The sequence below is a fragment of the Rhizobium sp. RHZ01 genome (assembly GCF_014851595.1).
Classification (GTDB): domain Bacteria; phylum Pseudomonadota; class Alphaproteobacteria; order Rhizobiales; family Rhizobiaceae; genus Rhizobium; species Rhizobium altiplani.
Window position 1 is genome coordinate 65,550 of record NZ_JACUZZ010000014.1, and the last position, 14,789, is coordinate 80,338.

Annotated in this window: 16 protein-coding genes; 13 read left to right on the plus strand and 3 right to left on the minus strand. The window is 59.9% G+C overall.

Annotation, left to right across the window (positions count from 1 at the left end; all coding sequences use genetic code 11):
- Positions 1-254: 254 nt before the first annotated feature.
- From obgE to modC, 7 genes are all read left to right on the plus strand, one after another.
- On the plus strand, positions 255-1,337 hold the full coding sequence (gene obgE / locus IB248_RS16070; protein ID WP_192241217.1) for a GTPase ObgE: 1,083 nt from the start codon (positions 255-257) through the stop codon (positions 1,335-1,337).
- Positions 1,324-2,493, plus strand: a complete 1,170-nt coding sequence (proB, locus tag IB248_RS16075) for a glutamate 5-kinase (RefSeq protein WP_018855950.1) — start codon at positions 1,324-1,326, stop codon at positions 2,491-2,493. Before obgE ends, proB begins: the two co-directional genes overlap by 14 nt.
- Complete coding sequence (locus tag IB248_RS16080; RefSeq protein ID WP_192241218.1) at positions 2,486-3,769, plus strand: glutamate-5-semialdehyde dehydrogenase; 1,284 nt, start codon at positions 2,486-2,488, stop codon at positions 3,767-3,769. The genes proB and IB248_RS16080 overlap by 8 nt, the downstream gene beginning before the upstream one ends.
- Positions 3,770-3,806: 37 nt before the next feature.
- The gene (locus tag IB248_RS16085; RefSeq protein ID WP_246734327.1) at positions 3,807-4,400 is read left to right on the plus strand and encodes a nicotinate-nucleotide adenylyltransferase; all 594 of its coding nucleotides are present in this window, start codon (positions 3,807-3,809) and stop codon (positions 4,398-4,400) included.
- A 481-nt stretch (positions 4,401-4,881) separates the two neighbouring features.
- The gene (gene modA / locus IB248_RS16090) at positions 4,882-5,667 is read left to right on the plus strand and encodes a molybdate ABC transporter substrate-binding protein (protein ID WP_113469684.1); all 786 of its coding nucleotides are present in this window, start codon (positions 4,882-4,884) and stop codon (positions 5,665-5,667) included.
- A gap of 74 nt (positions 5,668-5,741) precedes the next feature.
- Positions 5,742-6,443 (plus strand): molybdate ABC transporter permease subunit, encoded by a 702-nt coding sequence (modB, locus tag IB248_RS16095; protein ID WP_018855946.1) that lies wholly within the window; start codon positions 5,742-5,744, stop codon positions 6,441-6,443.
- Positions 6,440-7,507 carry a molybdenum ABC transporter ATP-binding protein gene (gene modC / locus IB248_RS16100; protein WP_192241219.1) on the plus strand — a complete coding sequence of 356 codons (1,068 nt, stop codon included), beginning with the start codon at positions 6,440-6,442 and terminating at the stop codon, positions 7,505-7,507. Before modB ends, modC begins: the two co-directional genes overlap by 4 nt.
- Here modC and IB248_RS16105 read toward each other — a convergent pair whose 3' ends face one another.
- On the minus strand, positions 7,508-7,879 hold the full coding sequence (locus tag IB248_RS16105) for a winged helix-turn-helix domain-containing protein (RefSeq protein WP_018855944.1): 372 nt from the start codon (positions 7,877-7,879) through the stop codon (positions 7,508-7,510). It lies immediately after the preceding gene.
- Between the two features lie 204 nt (positions 7,880-8,083).
- Here IB248_RS16105 and rsfS point away from each other — a divergent pair, with 204 nt between their 5' ends.
- The 6 genes from rsfS to IB248_RS16135 all read left to right on the plus strand — a co-directional run bounded on the left by rsfS (position 8,084) and on the right by IB248_RS16135 (position 13,839).
- Positions 8,084-8,527: a ribosome silencing factor gene (gene rsfS / locus IB248_RS16110; RefSeq protein WP_018855943.1), complete on the plus strand. Its 444-nt coding sequence runs from the start codon at positions 8,084-8,086 to the stop codon at positions 8,525-8,527.
- 109 nt (positions 8,528-8,636) lie between these two features.
- Positions 8,637-9,119: a 23S rRNA (pseudouridine(1915)-N(3))-methyltransferase RlmH gene (gene rlmH / locus IB248_RS16115; protein ID WP_113469685.1), complete on the plus strand. Its 483-nt coding sequence runs from the start codon at positions 8,637-8,639 to the stop codon at positions 9,117-9,119.
- A gap of 119 nt (positions 9,120-9,238) precedes the next feature.
- Complete coding sequence (locus IB248_RS16120; protein WP_192241220.1) at positions 9,239-10,693, plus strand: murein hydrolase activator EnvC; 1,455 nt, start codon at positions 9,239-9,241, stop codon at positions 10,691-10,693.
- Positions 10,683-12,005 (plus strand): S41 family peptidase, encoded by a 1,323-nt coding sequence (locus IB248_RS16125; RefSeq protein WP_018855940.1) that lies wholly within the window; start codon positions 10,683-10,685, stop codon positions 12,003-12,005. Before IB248_RS16120 ends, IB248_RS16125 begins: the two co-directional genes overlap by 11 nt.
- 80 nt (positions 12,006-12,085) lie before the next feature.
- Entirely contained in the window at positions 12,086-13,291 is a 1,206-nt protein-coding gene (locus IB248_RS16130; RefSeq protein ID WP_192241221.1) for a divergent polysaccharide deacetylase family protein, read from the plus strand.
- A 14-nt stretch (positions 13,292-13,305) separates the two neighbouring features.
- Positions 13,306-13,839: an RNA pyrophosphohydrolase gene (locus IB248_RS16135; protein ID WP_192241222.1), complete on the plus strand. Its 534-nt coding sequence runs from the start codon at positions 13,306-13,308 to the stop codon at positions 13,837-13,839.
- Between the two features lie 36 nt (positions 13,840-13,875).
- Here the strand turns inward: IB248_RS16135 and bfr are convergent, their stop codons facing one another.
- Together bfr and IB248_RS16145 are read right to left on the minus strand one after the other, a co-directional pair.
- Entirely contained in the window at positions 13,876-14,361 is a 486-nt protein-coding gene (gene bfr / locus IB248_RS16140; RefSeq protein ID WP_007528518.1) for a bacterioferritin, read from the minus strand.
- Complete coding sequence (locus IB248_RS16145) at positions 14,327-14,740, minus strand: (2Fe-2S)-binding protein (protein WP_018855937.1); 414 nt, start codon at positions 14,738-14,740, stop codon at positions 14,327-14,329. The genes bfr and IB248_RS16145 overlap by 35 nt, the downstream gene beginning before the upstream one ends.
- Between the last annotated feature and the right edge of the window lie 49 nt (positions 14,741-14,789).

Consider the following 14,789-nt stretch of genomic DNA (forward strand, 5'->3'; position numbering starts at 1 on the left):
GTCGGGGCGCCTCAACCCCAACTACCGAATAACGTCCCAGATGCGGAAATGGTCGGAGCTATGTCGATCTTCGCGGATTTCAGGTTGCTGGATGCGATGATGTTGCCGATCGGTCGAGGTCGTAGATACCATCAAGACCGCAGCCGTACTGTATGCTATAGCTCGCAAACCTCACGATAATCCTTTGACCTCCGATTGAACCGCCTATATCGAAAGCGGCACGAGGAGCGATGAACGGCCACAATGGAAGTAAGATGAAATTTCTCGACGAAGCAAAAGTCTACATCAAGTCCGGAGACGGCGGCGCGGGCAGCGTCTCGTTCCGACGCGAGAAGTTCATCGAGTTTGGTGGCCCCGATGGCGGTGACGGCGGACGCGGCGGTGATGTCTGGGTCGAGGCGGTCAACGGTCTCAATACACTGATCGACTTCCGCTACCAGCAGCACTTCAAGGCCAAGATCGGTACGCACGGGATGGGCAGGGACCGTACCGGCGCCAATGGTGAGCACGTGACACTTAAGGTGCCCGTCGGCACGCAGATTTTCGAGGAAGACAAGGAAACGCTCATTTGCGATCTCACCGAGGAAGGCCAACGCTACCGGCTCGCTACCGGCGGCAATGGTGGCTTCGGAAATGCGCACTTCAAATCCTCGGTCAACCAGGCGCCGGACTGGGCCAATCCCGGTCTTCCCGGTGAGGAAAAGACAATCTGGCTGCACTTGAAGCTGATTGCAGACGCTGGCCTTGTTGGATTGCCGAATGCCGGCAAGTCCACGTTCCTTGCAGCCGTCACCCGTGCCCGGCCGAAGATTGCAAATTATCCCTTTACGACGTTGCACCCGAACCTGGGTGTCGCGACCGTTGACGGTCAGGAATTCGTCCTTGCCGACATTCCGGGGCTGATCGAAGGCGCGCATGAAGGCGTCGGGATCGGTGACCGCTTCCTCGGCCACGTCGAGCGTACGCGCGTTCTGTTGCATCTCGTTTCCTCGCAAGAGGAAGAGGTCGGCAAGGCCTACACGACCGTCCGGCGCGAACTCGAGGCCTATGGCAGTGATCTTGGCGAAAAGGTCGAGATCGTCGCCCTGTCGCAGATCGACGTTCTCGATGACGCCACGCTGAAGAAGAAGACGAAGGAACTGGCCAAGGCCTGCGGCAAGACGCCGTTCCAGATTTCCGCGGCGACGGGCAAGGGCATGACGGAAGTGCTGCGAGCCTTGCGGGATGTGATTGTCGAGGCGAATGCCGGCGGGGCGGAAAAGCTCGCCAAGGCACCGAAGCTCCGCCATCGCGATACGGTGTCGGATGATGAAGGCGAGGCCCATGACGACGCGTAAGTCGCTTGAGCGCTATCGCCGCATCGTCATTAAAATCGGCTCGGCTCTCCTCGTCGATCGCAAGACCGGTCTGAAGAAGGCGTGGCTCGACGCAATGTGCCGCGATATTGCGGCCATGAAGGCCAAGGGCGTCGACGTCCTCGTTGTTTCGTCCGGCGCGATTGCTCTCGGCCGTTCGGTCCTCGATCTCCCTTCGGGAGCCCTGAAGCTCGAAGAAAGTCAAGCATCGGCGGCCGTCGGCCAGATCGCTCTGGCGCGTGCCTGGTCGGAAAGTCTGTCCCACGACGAGATCGTTGCTGGTCAGATCCTTTTGACGCTCGGCGATACGGAAGAGCGCCGTCGCTATCTCAACGCGCGTGCCACCATCAATCAGCTCCTGAAGATCGGCGCCGTGCCGATTATCAACGAGAATGATACCGTTGCTACCAGCGAAATTCGCTACGGCGACAATGATCGCCTGGCTGCGCGGGTCGCGACCATGACCGGTGCTGATCTGCTGATTCTGCTGTCCGATATTGACGGTCTCTATACGGCGCCGCCGCACCTCGATCCGCAGGCGGAATTTCTTGCCACGATCGCCGAGATCACGCCTGAAATCGAAGCGATGGCGGGTGGCGCTGCGTCCGAGCTGTCGCGTGGCGGCATGCGCACCAAGATCGACGCCGGCAAGATTGCGACGACGGCCGGCTGCGCAATGATCATCGCCTCAGGCAAGGCGGACAGCCCGCTCTCGGCGATCGAGAATGGGGCGCGCTCCTCTTGGTTTGCTCCTTCAGGGACGCCCGTCACGGCGCGAAAGACTTGGATTGCTGGTCAGTTGCAGCCGGCGGGCGAACTCCACGTCGACGAGGGTGCCGTTGTTGCGCTCGGCGCCGGCAAGAGCCTGCTTCCTGCCGGGGTTCGCAAGGTTGTCGGGCTTTTCAGCCGCGGCGATACGGTGGCGATCGTCGGCCCGCATGGCCGGGAGATCGCGCGCGGACTTGCTGGCTACGATGCCGAAGAGGCGCGGCAGATTACCGGCCGCAAGTCGACGGAGATCGAGGCAATCCTCGGCTACGCGGGACGTGCGGCAATGATCCATCGCGATGACATGGTGATGACGTCGCAAATCAGTTCAAAATCGGAAAGGCAGAAGAAGGACACAAGCTATGCTTGATACAGTTGCGCCGAGCCCTGACATTGACGCGCTGATGAATGACATCGGCCGCAAGGCCAAGGCTGCGGCGCGACCGTTAGGCTTTGCGTCCACTGAAGCCAAAAACAAGGCGCTGAACGCCATGGCGGATGCGATCCTCGCCAACAAGGATCACATCCTCGCCGAGAATGCCAAGGATCTGAAAGATGTCGCCGGCACGGACATGCTCGCATCCTTCGTCGATCGTCTGACACTGACCGACAAGCGCATTGCCGAGATGGCCGAGGGTATCCGCGCGATCGCGGCGCTGAAGGATCCGGTCGGCGAGGTGATCGCCGCCTGGGAACGCCCGAATGGACTGAAGATCGAGCGCGTTCGGACGCCGCTCGGTGTCATCGGTGTGATCTTCGAGAGCCGTCCGAACGTCACGGCGGATGCCGGCGCGCTCTGCCTGAAAGCCGGCAATGCGGTCATTCTGCGTTGCGGCTCGGATTCCCGGCGCTCATCGCGCGCAATTCATGCCTGCCTCGTGCAGGGCCTGAAGGCCGCGGGACTTCCAGAGCATGCCATTCATCTCGTGCCGACAACCGATCGAGCTGCCGTCGGCGCGATGCTGCGCGGATTGGATGGTGCGATCGACGTTATCGTTCCGCGCGGCGGCAAGAGCCTTGTTGCGCGTGTCCAGAACGAGGCGAGGGTGCCCGTCTTCGCGCACCTTGAGGGGCTTTGCCATATCTATGTGGATGCATCGGCCGATCTCGGCATGGCCAAGGAGATCGTCGTCAACGCCAAGATGCGGCGCACCGGTATCTGCGGTGCGGTGGAAACGATTCTCGTCGACAGCGCCGTGGCCAAGAGCCATCTTCGCCCGCTGCTGGAGGCCCTTGCTGGAGCCGGTTGCGAAATCCGCGGTTCGGCTGCGGTCGTCCAGGCAATGCCTGGCGCGAAGGCGGCCACCGAGGAGGACTGGTCGACCGAGTATCTGGATGCCATCGTTTCGGTTGCTGTCGTCGATGGCATTTCGGGTGCGATCGAGCACATCCAGACCTATTCCTCGAACCACACCGAGGCGGTGATTGCCGACGATCCCGATGTGGTGCAGAGGTTCTTCACCGAGGTTGATTCCGCGATCCTGCTGCACAATGCATCGACGCAGTTTGCCGATGGCGGCGAGTTCGGGATGGGTGCCGAGATCGGCATTGCGACCGGCAAGATGCATGCCCGCGGCCCTGTCGGCGTCGAGCAGCTCACCTCCTTCAAATACCGCGTGCACGGCACCGGACAGACCCGGCCCTGACGTGATCAACGACGAAATCGACCGGCGCCATCTTCGCATGCCGCATAGCGAGCGGGGCATGGTGGTCGGTCTTTTCGGCGGTTCCTTCAATCCGCCGCATGACGGACATGCGCTGGTCGCCGAAATCGCGATCAAGCGGCTCGGCCTCGACCAGCTATGGTGGATGGTCACGCCCGGGAACCCGCTGAAGGATCGGCGACATCTGCTGCCGCTTGCCGAGCGCATCGCTCTGAGCGAGCGGCTAGCCCGACACCCTTCGATCAAGGTCACCGCGTTCGAACGCGATTTCGCGACGAGTTTCACGGCAAACACGCTGGCGCGCGTCAAGGCGCGCAACCCACATGTCCATTTCATCTGGATCATGGGGGCCGACAGCCTGAAGACTTTCCATCAGTGGCAACGCTGGCAGGATATCGTCAACACATTTCCGATTGCCGTGATCGACCGCCCGGGCTCCACGCTGTCGTTCCTGTCATCGAAGATGGCGAGGACGTTCGATTTTGCCCGCGTTGACGAAGATGATTCCCGCGCGCTCTGGAAGCGCCAGGCACCAGCCTGGACCTTCATACACGGTCCGCGCTCCAGTCATAGCTCGACGGCTATCCGCGCTACGAACGGCACCGTAAAATAGTTCGACTTTTCAGGGAAGACGTAGAAATGAAAAGCCCGACGGGGGAGGAGATCCGTCGGGCTTCGTAAACTCGATCGACAACTGGGAGGAGGAGTGTTGTCGATCCTATCCAACGGCTTTGGGAGGAGGAGATCGCCGTTCGATGAGTGTGTTGTACCATAGTCCCCGGATTCTTGAAGCGGGTCCATTGCATTGCAGCAATGCGCTACAAGCATGGCCGTAGCCAAAACCCTCCTCTATTTTGCCCAATTCTTTGGCATTCGAGACGATTTTCGTCGAGATTTCAAACTCCTGTCGGTTTCCCCCCTAAAATGGCGGGGAATTTTCGCCGTTTTTGGAACTGGGATCTCCGCAGTCATGCGCATCACGAATGTGTGAAGTCTGAGACGCGCAGACGGTTATGCTTGCTAAAATATAGCGCTAGCCAAGTCGCAAGCGACGTTATATTTCTACAGATATTTCCAAAGCTTCGGGAGAGATCATGCACAGTCGTCGCCAATGGATGAAGTTTGCCGTCACAGCCATTTCGGCTGTCTTCTTAGGCGTTGCCGCAACGCCAGCCGCCGCTGCGGAAAAGGTCAGCGTTTTTGCAGCGGCCAGCCTGAAGAACGCCCTTGATGCAGCGAATGCCGCGTGGGCGAAGGAAGCCGGCAAGGAGGCCGTCGCCTCGTATGCTGCGAGCTCAGCGCTTGCAAAGCAAATTGAAGGCGGCGCACCCGCCGACATCTTCATCTCCGCCGACCTGGACTGGATGGACTATCTTGCGAAGAAGAATCTGATCAAGGCCGACAGCCGGTCCAATCTTTTGGGCAACCGAATCGTACTTGTCGCAACCAGGGACCACGCCAAGCCGGTCGAGATCAAAAAGGGCTTCGAGCTCGCCACGCTGCTCGGTGATGGCAAGCTCGCCATGGGTGAGGTGAAGTCGGTTCCGGCCGGCAAGTACGGCAAGGCTGCGCTTGAAGCGCTGGGCGTCTGGCCCTCGGTTGAGGCGAAGGTTGCCGGAGCTGAAAGCGTTCGCGCCGCGCTCGCGTTGGTATCGCGCGGCGAGGCGCCCTATGGCGTTGTCTACCAGACCGACGCCTCCGCGGACCCGGGCGTTGCCGTTGTCGGCACCTTCCCGGCGGATTCGCACCCGCCGATCATTTATCCGGTCGCTATTCTGTCCGAGAGCAAGAACCCAGACGCCGCGGCATACCTCGACTTCCTGAAATCGGAAAAGGTGGCTCATTTCTTTACCGAGCAGGGCTTCACCATCTTGAAATGATTGCGAATTCTCGCACGAAGACATAGCGTGAGAAGGCCCGTCGATACGGGCCTTCTATTTTTGGAGAGAATGGCTTGGACGCACTCGGCCTGAGCGATGATGAATGGACGGCAATCTTGCTCAGCCTGCGCGTGTCGGTGGTGGCGATGCTGGCCAGCCTGCCATTCGGCATCGGCGTTGCGCTGCTGCTGGCGCGGGGGCGGTTTTGGGGTAAGTCCGTTCTCAACGGTGTCGTTCATTTGCCGCTGATCCTCCCGCCTGTCGTCACGGGCTTCATTTTGCTGATCCTTTTCGGGCGGCGCGGACCGATCGGCAGCTTTCTCGATCACTACTTCGGCATCGTGTTTTCGTTTCGCTGGACGGGTGCCGCGCTCGCCTGCGGGGTCATGGCCTTTCCGTTGATGGTGCGCAGCATCCGGCTGTCGATCGAAGCGGTCGATCGAAAGCTGGAAGAGGCAGCCGGCACCTTGGGAGCCAGCCCATTCTGGGTTTTCATGACGATAACATTGCCGCTTACCCTGCCTGGCATCATAGCAGGAATGATCCTTTCCTTTGCGAAGGCCATGGGGGAGTTCGGAGCGACCATCACCTTCGTTTCCAACATCCCGGGGGAAACGCAGACGCTTTCGGCGGCGATCTACTCCTTCACGCAGGTCCCGGGTGGTGATGCCGGCGCCCTGCGGTTGACGCTCGTCGCTATCGTGATTTCAATGGCTGCCTTGCTTGCCTCGGAATTGCTGTCGCGCATCGTCGGCCGAAGGATTGATCCGGAATGACGCTTGTCGTGAAAGCAAAACAGCGGCTTGGTGCATTCGCGCTCGATGCCGCGTTTACCTCGGGGCGCGGGATCACCGCGCTTTTCGGCCGTTCCGGCTCTGGTAAGACCTCTATGATCCGTATCATTGCCGGGTTGGCGCGGCCCGACGCGGGCCAGGTCGTCCTCGATGGCGAAGTCCTGACAGATACCGAGCGGCGGATCTTTGTCGCCAAGCATCGACGGAGGTTCGGTTATGTCTTCCAGGAGGCGCGGCTGTTCCCGCACTTCAGTGTCCGTCACAACCTGTCCTATGGCCGGTGGTTTGCCAGAGCCACCGGTTCGGCAGAGGGATTGGATCATATTGTTTCGTTGCTGGGCATCGAAAGCCTGCTCGAGCGCAGGCCGGAAAAGCTCTCCGGTGGCGAGAAGCAGCGCGTTGCCATTGGGCGAGCCCTGCTTTCGGCTCCCCGTCTGCTGTTGATGGACGAGCCGCTGGCGGCGTTGGATGACGCCCGGAAAGCCGAGGTCATGCCCTATCTCGAGCGCCTGCGCGACGAGATGGACATTCCGATCGTCTATGTCAGTCATTCGATCGCCGAAGTCGCCCGCCTCGCCAATCAGGTCGTGGTCATGCGCGACGGAAAGGTGGAGGCAGTCGGCTCAGCCGTGGATGTGCTAAGCCATCCGCCTGCATCATTCGAGCGGCGTGATGCGGGGGCTCTTCTTGAAGGGACGGTGGAGAGCCTCGACGTGCAGCACCGCATTGCGACAATTGCCCTGAAATCAGCTCGGCTTCACGTCCCGGGAGCGATGCTAAACCTCGGTAAGCCCGTTCGCGTCCGCATTCCATCTCGCGACGTGATGCTGGCGATGAGAAAGCCGGAAGCGCTGAGCGCGCTCAACGTGCTTGAAGGTACCGTTCAGAACATGACGCAGGCAGACGACGCGACCATTGACGTTCTCGTCGATTGCGGTGGGGACACCATTCTTTCCCGGATCACAAGCTTTTCGGCAGAGCGGCTGGGCGTGGGGATTGGGTCGCCTGTTTTTGCTGTGATAAAGACGGTCGCGCTTGAGCCATGATCAGCGATTGCTTTCAGGCGATCGGTTGGCCTCCAGCCATGCCAGTTCTTCCGCAAGAGTGGTTTTCATCATCTGCTCCATCTTGCGAAAGCGGGCGAGGAGCTCATCGCCGAACGGCGTCAGCGCCGCACCTCCACCTTTTGGGCCGCCGCGCTGGGACTCGACGACGGGCTCGCGAAACATCCGGTTCATATCGCTGACAAGCAACCAGGCGCGACGATAGGACATGTCCATCGCCCTGCCTGCCGCGGAAATCGATCCCGTTTCCCTGATATGTTCGAGCAGTTCCATCTTGCCGCGCCCGAGGCGGTCTTCATGAGGAAAACTGATGCGGAGTATCGGTGTGAGCGTATCAACGGCGGGGCTTTTCATCGGCAAGTCTTCTATAGTCGAAAACGATCTTACTTTACGTGTGGTTGCAAGGACTGTACACAGCCGGGCCACATTCGGTCTTTCATCCACAGATGATCTATCGCGTCAAATGGTCGTTCACGCTTTGTGATTGTGCGCGTCTTGAAACGTTAATGGTTTGGTGCCTATCTTAACTATGATTTGGTCACCAAATCAGTGATGTGCATGTTTTGTCATTCCGAGAAAGGGAAAGCACTGACAACAGTACACGCCAAGGGAAAAACGCTTGCCGTTGTCCCGAAGAGCCCGGAACGTGGCGCCGATGCTGCCGCCCGCGCCCTGCACGCCGTCCTCACTAGCCTTGAGGACTCTAAGGCTGAAGATATCGTCACCATCGACATTGCTGGAAAATCGGCACTGGGAGACTTCATGGTCGTCGTCTCCGGGCGCTCGAGCAGGCATGTCATGGCGATCTCGGACCACCTGCTGTCTGATCTCAAAGACGAGGGCCTTGGAAGCGCCCGCGTCGAAGGTCAGGAAGGCGGCGATTGGATCCTGATCGACACCGGCGATGTCATCGTCCATGTCTTTCGTCCAGAAATACGCGAGTTCTACAACATCGAAAAGATGTGGGCCGCGCCCGATATGGACGAGGAAACGGTGCACTAACAGGCTGCTGGACGCTGTGTCCGCGGCCTGATAGACGGCATTTATTGGCCGGACGAATCCGGCTGGCGGCAGGTGTGTGCCGCCGGTTGCCGAACTGCGGGAGCGGATGATGCGTGTTGGTCTTTTTGCGGTGGGGCGGCTGAAGTCCGGCCCCGAGAAGGATCTTGCGGCCCGCTATTTCGATCGCTTTGCCAAGGCCGGTCCTGCGGTCGGCCTCGAATTCTCCCGCGTGGCCGAAGTGGCTGAAAGTCGTGCGTCGAATGCCGATACGCGCAAGCGCGATGAAGCGGCGATGCTGCAGAAGTCGTTGTCCGAGGGGAGTGTTCTCATCCTGTTGGACGAGCGCGGCAAGGCGCTGGACAGTGAAGGCTTTGCCAATCTCCTTGGAAACTATCGCGACCAGGGCAAGCGCGACCTGATGATTGCCATCGGCGGTGCCGATGGCCTCGATCCGTCGCTATACGACGTTGCCGATGCAACCCTCTGTCTCGGCAAGATGACTTGGCCGCATCAGTTGGTTCGCACGCTCATCGCCGAGCAGCTTTATCGAGCCGTCACGATCCTTTCCGGCCACCCCTATCATCGCGTCTGATGGATTGCGTTGCTCACGTGAGCGTGTCCGTCCTGGTGTGCTCAGTCCCTCAATCGATCTGGCAAAGAATGTCAAATCAGCTTAATCTCCGCGCGATTTGAAGGGATTTCGAAGCTCGTATGCCGACACGCGCGTTCAAGCCAAAATACGTCATTCTGTCGGCCTTGGCTGCAGGCTTGAGCGTGTCTGTGGCGGCAGTTGCGAACCGCCCCTTCGCTTCCGGCGCCTCCGCGCAGGATGCGCCGGAAGCTGCGCGGATCTCGCCGCCGGAGGCCCCTGCCCTGGCAAGTGCAACGGTTGCCCAGCCGCCGCCCGATCCGGCGGCCGACCTTGCGAAGAAGCGAGACGAGACGCGCGCAGAGCTTGAAGCCCTATCGAAGACCATCAGCCTCTCGTCCGATAAGGTTGCGGAGCTTCAGAAGAGCATCGCGGATCTGGACAAGAGCACCAGCAGCGTTCGCCAGGCGCTGATCGATTCCGCGGCGCGGCGCAAGTCGCTCGAGAAGCAGATCCTGGAGAGCGAGAAGAAACTGGCCGATCTCGGCGTCAAGGAAGACGCGGTCCGCCGGTCATTGCATGAGCGGCGTGGCCTGCTGGCCGAGGTGCTGGGTGCCCTGCAGCGGATGGGCCGCAATCCGCCGCCGGCCCTTCTCGTGACACCTGACGACGCGCTCGCTTCGGTTCGCAGCGCAATCCTGCTCGGCGCGGTGGTTCCCGGTATCCGAAAGGAAACTGACAAGCTCGTCGCCGATCTTGCCAACCTGTCTGCGTTGCAAACGGCAAGCGCTGCGGAGAAAACGGCGCTCACCACGACGATGACCAATAGCATCGAGGAAGAGCGCCGGATGGACTTGCTTCTCGCTGAAAACGAGAAGCTGAGCCGCAGCAGCGTGGCGGAACTGGATGCGGAGAAGAAGCGGTCGGAGGATCTTGCCAGCAAGGCAACAAGTCTCGAGGGACTGGTGGCATCGATGGAAACCGAGATCGCATCGGTTCGCGACGCCGCCGCCGCGGCCCGCCAGGCCGAGGAAAACCGCAAGCTCTTAACCGACGAGCAGCGTGCCCAGGCCAAGGCCCTCGCGGAGAGCGGCGTGCCTGATAAAAACCGCATTGCGCCCGCATATCCCTTCGGAGAATTGAAGGCGAAGCTGGAATTGCCTGTGGCAGGCGATATCCTCCGCCAGTTCGGCGATGCCGACGGAACCGGCCATGAGGCGATGGGAATGACGCTTGCCACCAATCCGGAAACGGTGGTTACCGCTCCCGCAGATGGGCTTGTCGTTTACGCGGGTGCTTTTCGCAGCTACGGCCAGATGATCATCCTCGATGCCGGCAACGGCTACCACCTTGTCCTCTCCGGAATGGAGACGATCAGCACGCGCCAGGGGAAGTTCGTCTTCTCCGGCGAGCCACTTGCAGCCATGGGCGCGAAAAGAGTGGCGAGCGCGACAGCATTGGCGCTGGAAACCAACCGTCCGACGCTTTACATTGAATTTCGAAAAGATGGAAAACCGGTCGATTCCCGGCCTTGGTGGACCGCTAAAGACACTGGAAAGGCACGCAATGATTCGTAGGGCTTCTCTTGTTCTGGTCGGCGCATTGATGGGTGCGACCGCGATGAGCGTCATCTATTCGGCAGGCGTGCCTGCGGAAGCAGCCGGAGCCTCCACCTACAAGGAGCTTTCCGTTTTTGGTGACGTTTTTGAGCGTGTGCGCGCACAGTATGTGACGCCGCCGGCCGAGGACAAACTCATCGAAAATGCCATCAACGGCATGCTTTCTTCGCTGGATCCGCATTCGAGCTACATGAATGCCAAGGATGCGGCTGACATGCAGACCCAGACGAAGGGTGAATTCGGCGGTCTCGGCATTGAGGTCACCATGGAAGACGAGCTCGTCAAAGTCATCACGCCGATCGACGACACGCCGGCGGCAAAGGCTGGCGTTCTTGCTGGCGACTACATTTCCGAGATCGACGGTCAGTCCGTTCGCGGCCTGAAGCTGGAAGACGCGGTCGAAAAGATGCGTGGCCCGGTCAACACGCCGATCAAGCTGACGCTGATCCGCAAGGGTGCCGACAAGCCTATAGAGCTGACGATCGTTCGCGACGTTGTGGCTGTGCAGGCCGTGAAGTCGCGCGTCGAGGATGATGTCGGCTATCTGCGCGTCATCTCCTTCACGGAGAAGACCTACCCCGATCTCGAGAAGGCGATCGAGAAGATCAAGAAGACGGTTCCGGCTGACAAGCTGAAGGGCTACGTCCTCGACCTTCGTCTGAACCCGGGTGGTCTGCTCGACCAGGCGATCCAGGTGTCGGATGCGCTGCTGCAGCGTGGCGAAGTGGTTTCCACCCGCGGCCGCAATCCCGATGAGACCCGCCGCTTCAACGCTGGTCCGGGTGACCTCACGGACGGCAAGCCGGTAATCGTCCTGATCAACGGCGGTTCGGCATCTGCTTCGGAAATCGTTGCCGGCGCGTTGCAGGACCTGCGTCGTGCTACCGTTCTCGGAACGCGCTCGTTCGGCAAGGGCTCGGTTCAGACGATCATCCCGCTTGGCGAAAACGGCGCGCTGCGACTAACGACGGCGCTCTACTACACGCCGTCGGGCCGCTCGATCCAAGGCACCGGCATCACGCCGGATATCAAGGTCGAAGAGCCGCTGCCGGACGATCTGAAGGGCAAGATGACCACCGAAGGCGAGTCCAGCCTGCGTGGGCACATCAAGGGCCAGAGCGAGACGGACGAAGGCTCCGGTTCGGTTGCCTATATTCCGCCGGATCCGAAGGACGACGTTCAGCTCAACTACGCGCTTGACCTGCTTCGCGGCAAGAAGACGGACCCGTCCTTCCCGCCCAATCCGGACAAGGCCGTTAGCGCCAAGTAATTGCAATTTGAGGCGTCAGGCCGGATGGTGTATCCGGCCTGACGCCTTTTTGCTGTCCTGATTCTGAAGCGGAAACGAGCTTGAATACCGATCTGCACGCACCACTAGGACAGGGCCGTAAGGTTAAGCGGCAGCGGCCGGGTATTCTGCGGACGGGCCGTGTCGTCGCCGGGATTTGCCTCGTTCTGATCGGGGTTTCGTCGCTTTATACGGCATTCCGCGGAGATGGGCTGAAGCGCGAGAAGCCGCCAGTTCAACACCAGGCGGCTTTGCCGCCATCCGATACTATTCAGAACCAGGTGCCGTCGCGGTCTTCGACCCCTGCCGCTCCAAATGGTATGGTGCCATCCGATCCCCGATCGGGTGCCAATGTGGAGCAGATGGTCACGGGCGATGGATCTGTCGTCACGAAATACTCCCCGAGACAACGCGACGGAAATGGCCCGGTGCTAGTTGATGCCTCGCAGGTCGGGCAGGACCCACGGATGGCGGCGTTGCCGAACGATGCGCTTCTGGAAAATACGCCGTTGGGGCGGCTCCCGATCGTCGGGCCGGACGGACGTCGCCCGATGGACCAGTACGCGCGACCATGGTCCGGTGCACACGGAACACGTATCGCGATCGTTGTGAGCGGATTAGGGGTAAGCCAGACAGGCACGCAGCGGGCGATCCAGCAGTTGCCGGAGGAGGTCACCTTCGCTTTTGCCGCCAGCGGCAACAGCTTGCAGCGCTGGATGCAGGAAGCGCGCCGCGGCGGCCACGAAATCCTGCTGCAGGTTCCATTCGAGCCTTTTGATTACCCGGCAAACGATCCCGGGCCGGATACGTTGCTGACGTCGACGTCGGCTGCGAAGAATATTGAAAGCCTGCACCGGGCGATGGGCGAGATCACCAATTATACGGGCATCATGAATTATCAGGGCGGGCGCTTCCTTTCCGACCCCAACGCCATGGAGCCGGTGATGCGGGATATCGGAAAGCGCGGGTTGCTGTTTCTTGACGACGGAACGTCGGCCCAGTCCAAAACCGCGGCAGTCGCAAAGGGAACGGAGGCGCCCTACGCCTTTGCTGATGTGCAGTTGGACAAGCAGCTTGATGTGAACGCCATCATCCAGAAGCTGGACGAGCTTGAACGCGTCGCAAAGCGCAATGGCCAGGCAATCGGTGTTGCCGCCGCCTTCGATGAGAGTATTGATGCCATCGCGCAATGGACGCAGGAGGCCGCGATGCGAGGCATTGAGATCGTCGGTGTCGCTGCGCTGACCAACGACCCGAAGAGACCCTGAAATAGAGAGAGCTGATGAGCAAGCTGATCGTCAACGCCGAAGACCTGCCGTATCGCCCCTGCGTCGGCGTTATGATCCTCAACCGCCAGGGTCTCGTATGGGCGGGGCGGCGGATTCCGGAAGAGAATTCCGAATATGATGGATCGCCGCAGCTTTGGCAGATGCCGCAGGGCGGCATCGACAAGGGCGAGGATCCGCTGGATGCCGCCTATCGGGAACTCTACGAGGAAACGGGCATTCGCACGGTGACGCTGCTTGCGGAAGCCAGGAACTGGATCAACTACGATTTGCCACCCCAATTGGTGGGCATTGGGCTAAAGGGGAAATTCCGGGGTCAGACGCAGCGCTGGTTTGCCTTCCGTTTCAATGGAGATGAGAAGGAGATCGCAATCAATCCGCCGCCCGGCGGCCATGCGGCGGAATTCGATGCATGGGATTGGAAGTCGATGGAAAGTCTGCCCGGTCTCATCGTGCCCTTCAAGCGGGCGGTCTATGAGCAGGTGGTCGACGAGTTCAGGCACTTGGCTGGCCTAAGCGCCGCAGAGTGAATGACCGGCGGCCAGGGCTGCCGGTCATGTCAATCGTTATTCGGCCTCGTTGGCGGAGTCGGCATTGAGCTGGCCGTACTTCGATTCGCCGATCTTGCCGAGCAGCTCCAGCTGTGTTTCGAGGAAGTCGATGTGACCTTCCTCGTCTGCCAGGAGCTCCTCGAAAAGCTTCATCGAGACGTAGTCCCCGGCCTCATGACAGATGTCGCGTGATTTCTTGTAGGCCGTGCGGGCATCGTATTCGCCGGCGAGGTCGGCTTCCAGAACTTCCTTGACGTTCTGGCCGATCCGAAGCGGGGCAAGAGTCTGAAGGTTGGGATGACCTTCGAGGAAGATGATGCGCGCGACCAGACGATCGGCATGATGCATCTCCTCGATGGATTCTGCCCGTTCCTTCTTGGCGAGCTTGGTGTAGCCCCAGTCTTCAAGAAGTCGGTAATGGACCCAGTATTGGTTGACGGCGCCGAGCTCGAGAAAGAGGGCCTCGTTAAGCCGCTCGATGACTTTTTTGTCGCCTTTCAATGTCCGCTCTCCTGTTTTCTTCATGGAATTCTCTGAGGCGGGACATGAAATCAAATATTTCGGCTTCCGTCGAGTGGTGACGGGCGTGATATTCCTCGGTCGTCTGGATGATGATGTCGACCACGTTCGGGAAGCAGCCACAGCAGCGGCCCCGTTTCCCCATGGCGTGGTATACCTTTGCAGGCACGATAAGCTGCCAACAATCCTCATCGAGAAGTTCTTTGATGACTTCCCGGATTTCGTGATCGGTTATGTAGTTGCAGCTGCAGACAAGCACGGCGTCATTCCAAACATGACATTCACTATCCCCTTTTCTGCAAAAGAAGATGATAGGTGTCAAGAAAAAATCGACTCGCGGAATAGGCCATTCGTCGCACATTGTGGGACTGTCGAAGGTACTCTCCGCTACATTGCAAAGCCTCAAATCC

Excerpts from the sequence above, each read along its gene's own strand:
- IB248_RS16120 (WP_192241220.1), top strand. The coding sequence starts at position 9,239 with ATGCCGACACGCGCGTTCAAGCCAAAATACGTCATTCTGTCGGCCTTG.
- proB (WP_018855950.1), top strand. The coding sequence starts at position 1,324 with ATGACGACGCGTAAGTCGCTTGAGCGCTATCGCCGCATCGTCATTAAA.
- rlmH (WP_113469685.1), top strand. The coding sequence starts at position 8,637 with ATGCGTGTTGGTCTTTTTGCGGTGGGGCGGCTGAAGTCCGGCCCCGAG.
- IB248_RS16135 (WP_192241222.1), top strand. The coding sequence starts at position 13,306 with ATGAGCAAGCTGATCGTCAACGCCGAAGACCTGCCGTATCGCCCCTGC.
- IB248_RS16080 (WP_192241218.1), top strand. The coding sequence starts at position 2,486 with ATGCTTGATACAGTTGCGCCGAGCCCTGACATTGACGCGCTGATGAAT.
- IB248_RS16085 (WP_246734327.1), top strand. The coding sequence starts at position 3,807 with ATGCCGCATAGCGAGCGGGGCATGGTGGTCGGTCTTTTCGGCGGTTCC.
- rsfS (WP_018855943.1), top strand. The coding sequence starts at position 8,084 with ATGTTTTGTCATTCCGAGAAAGGGAAAGCACTGACAACAGTACACGCC.
- modC (WP_192241219.1), top strand. The coding sequence starts at position 6,440 with ATGACGCTTGTCGTGAAAGCAAAACAGCGGCTTGGTGCATTCGCGCTC.
- IB248_RS16105 (WP_018855944.1), bottom strand. The coding sequence starts at position 7,879 with ATGAAAAGCCCCGCCGTTGATACGCTCACACCGATACTCCGCATCAGT.
- modA (WP_113469684.1), top strand. The coding sequence starts at position 4,882 with ATGCACAGTCGTCGCCAATGGATGAAGTTTGCCGTCACAGCCATTTCG.
- IB248_RS16145 (WP_018855937.1), bottom strand. The coding sequence starts at position 14,740 with ATGTGCGACGAATGGCCTATTCCGCGAGTCGATTTTTTCTTGACACCT.
- IB248_RS16125 (WP_018855940.1), top strand. The coding sequence starts at position 10,683 with ATGATTCGTAGGGCTTCTCTTGTTCTGGTCGGCGCATTGATGGGTGCG.
- obgE (WP_192241217.1), top strand. The coding sequence starts at position 255 with ATGAAATTTCTCGACGAAGCAAAAGTCTACATCAAGTCCGGAGACGGC.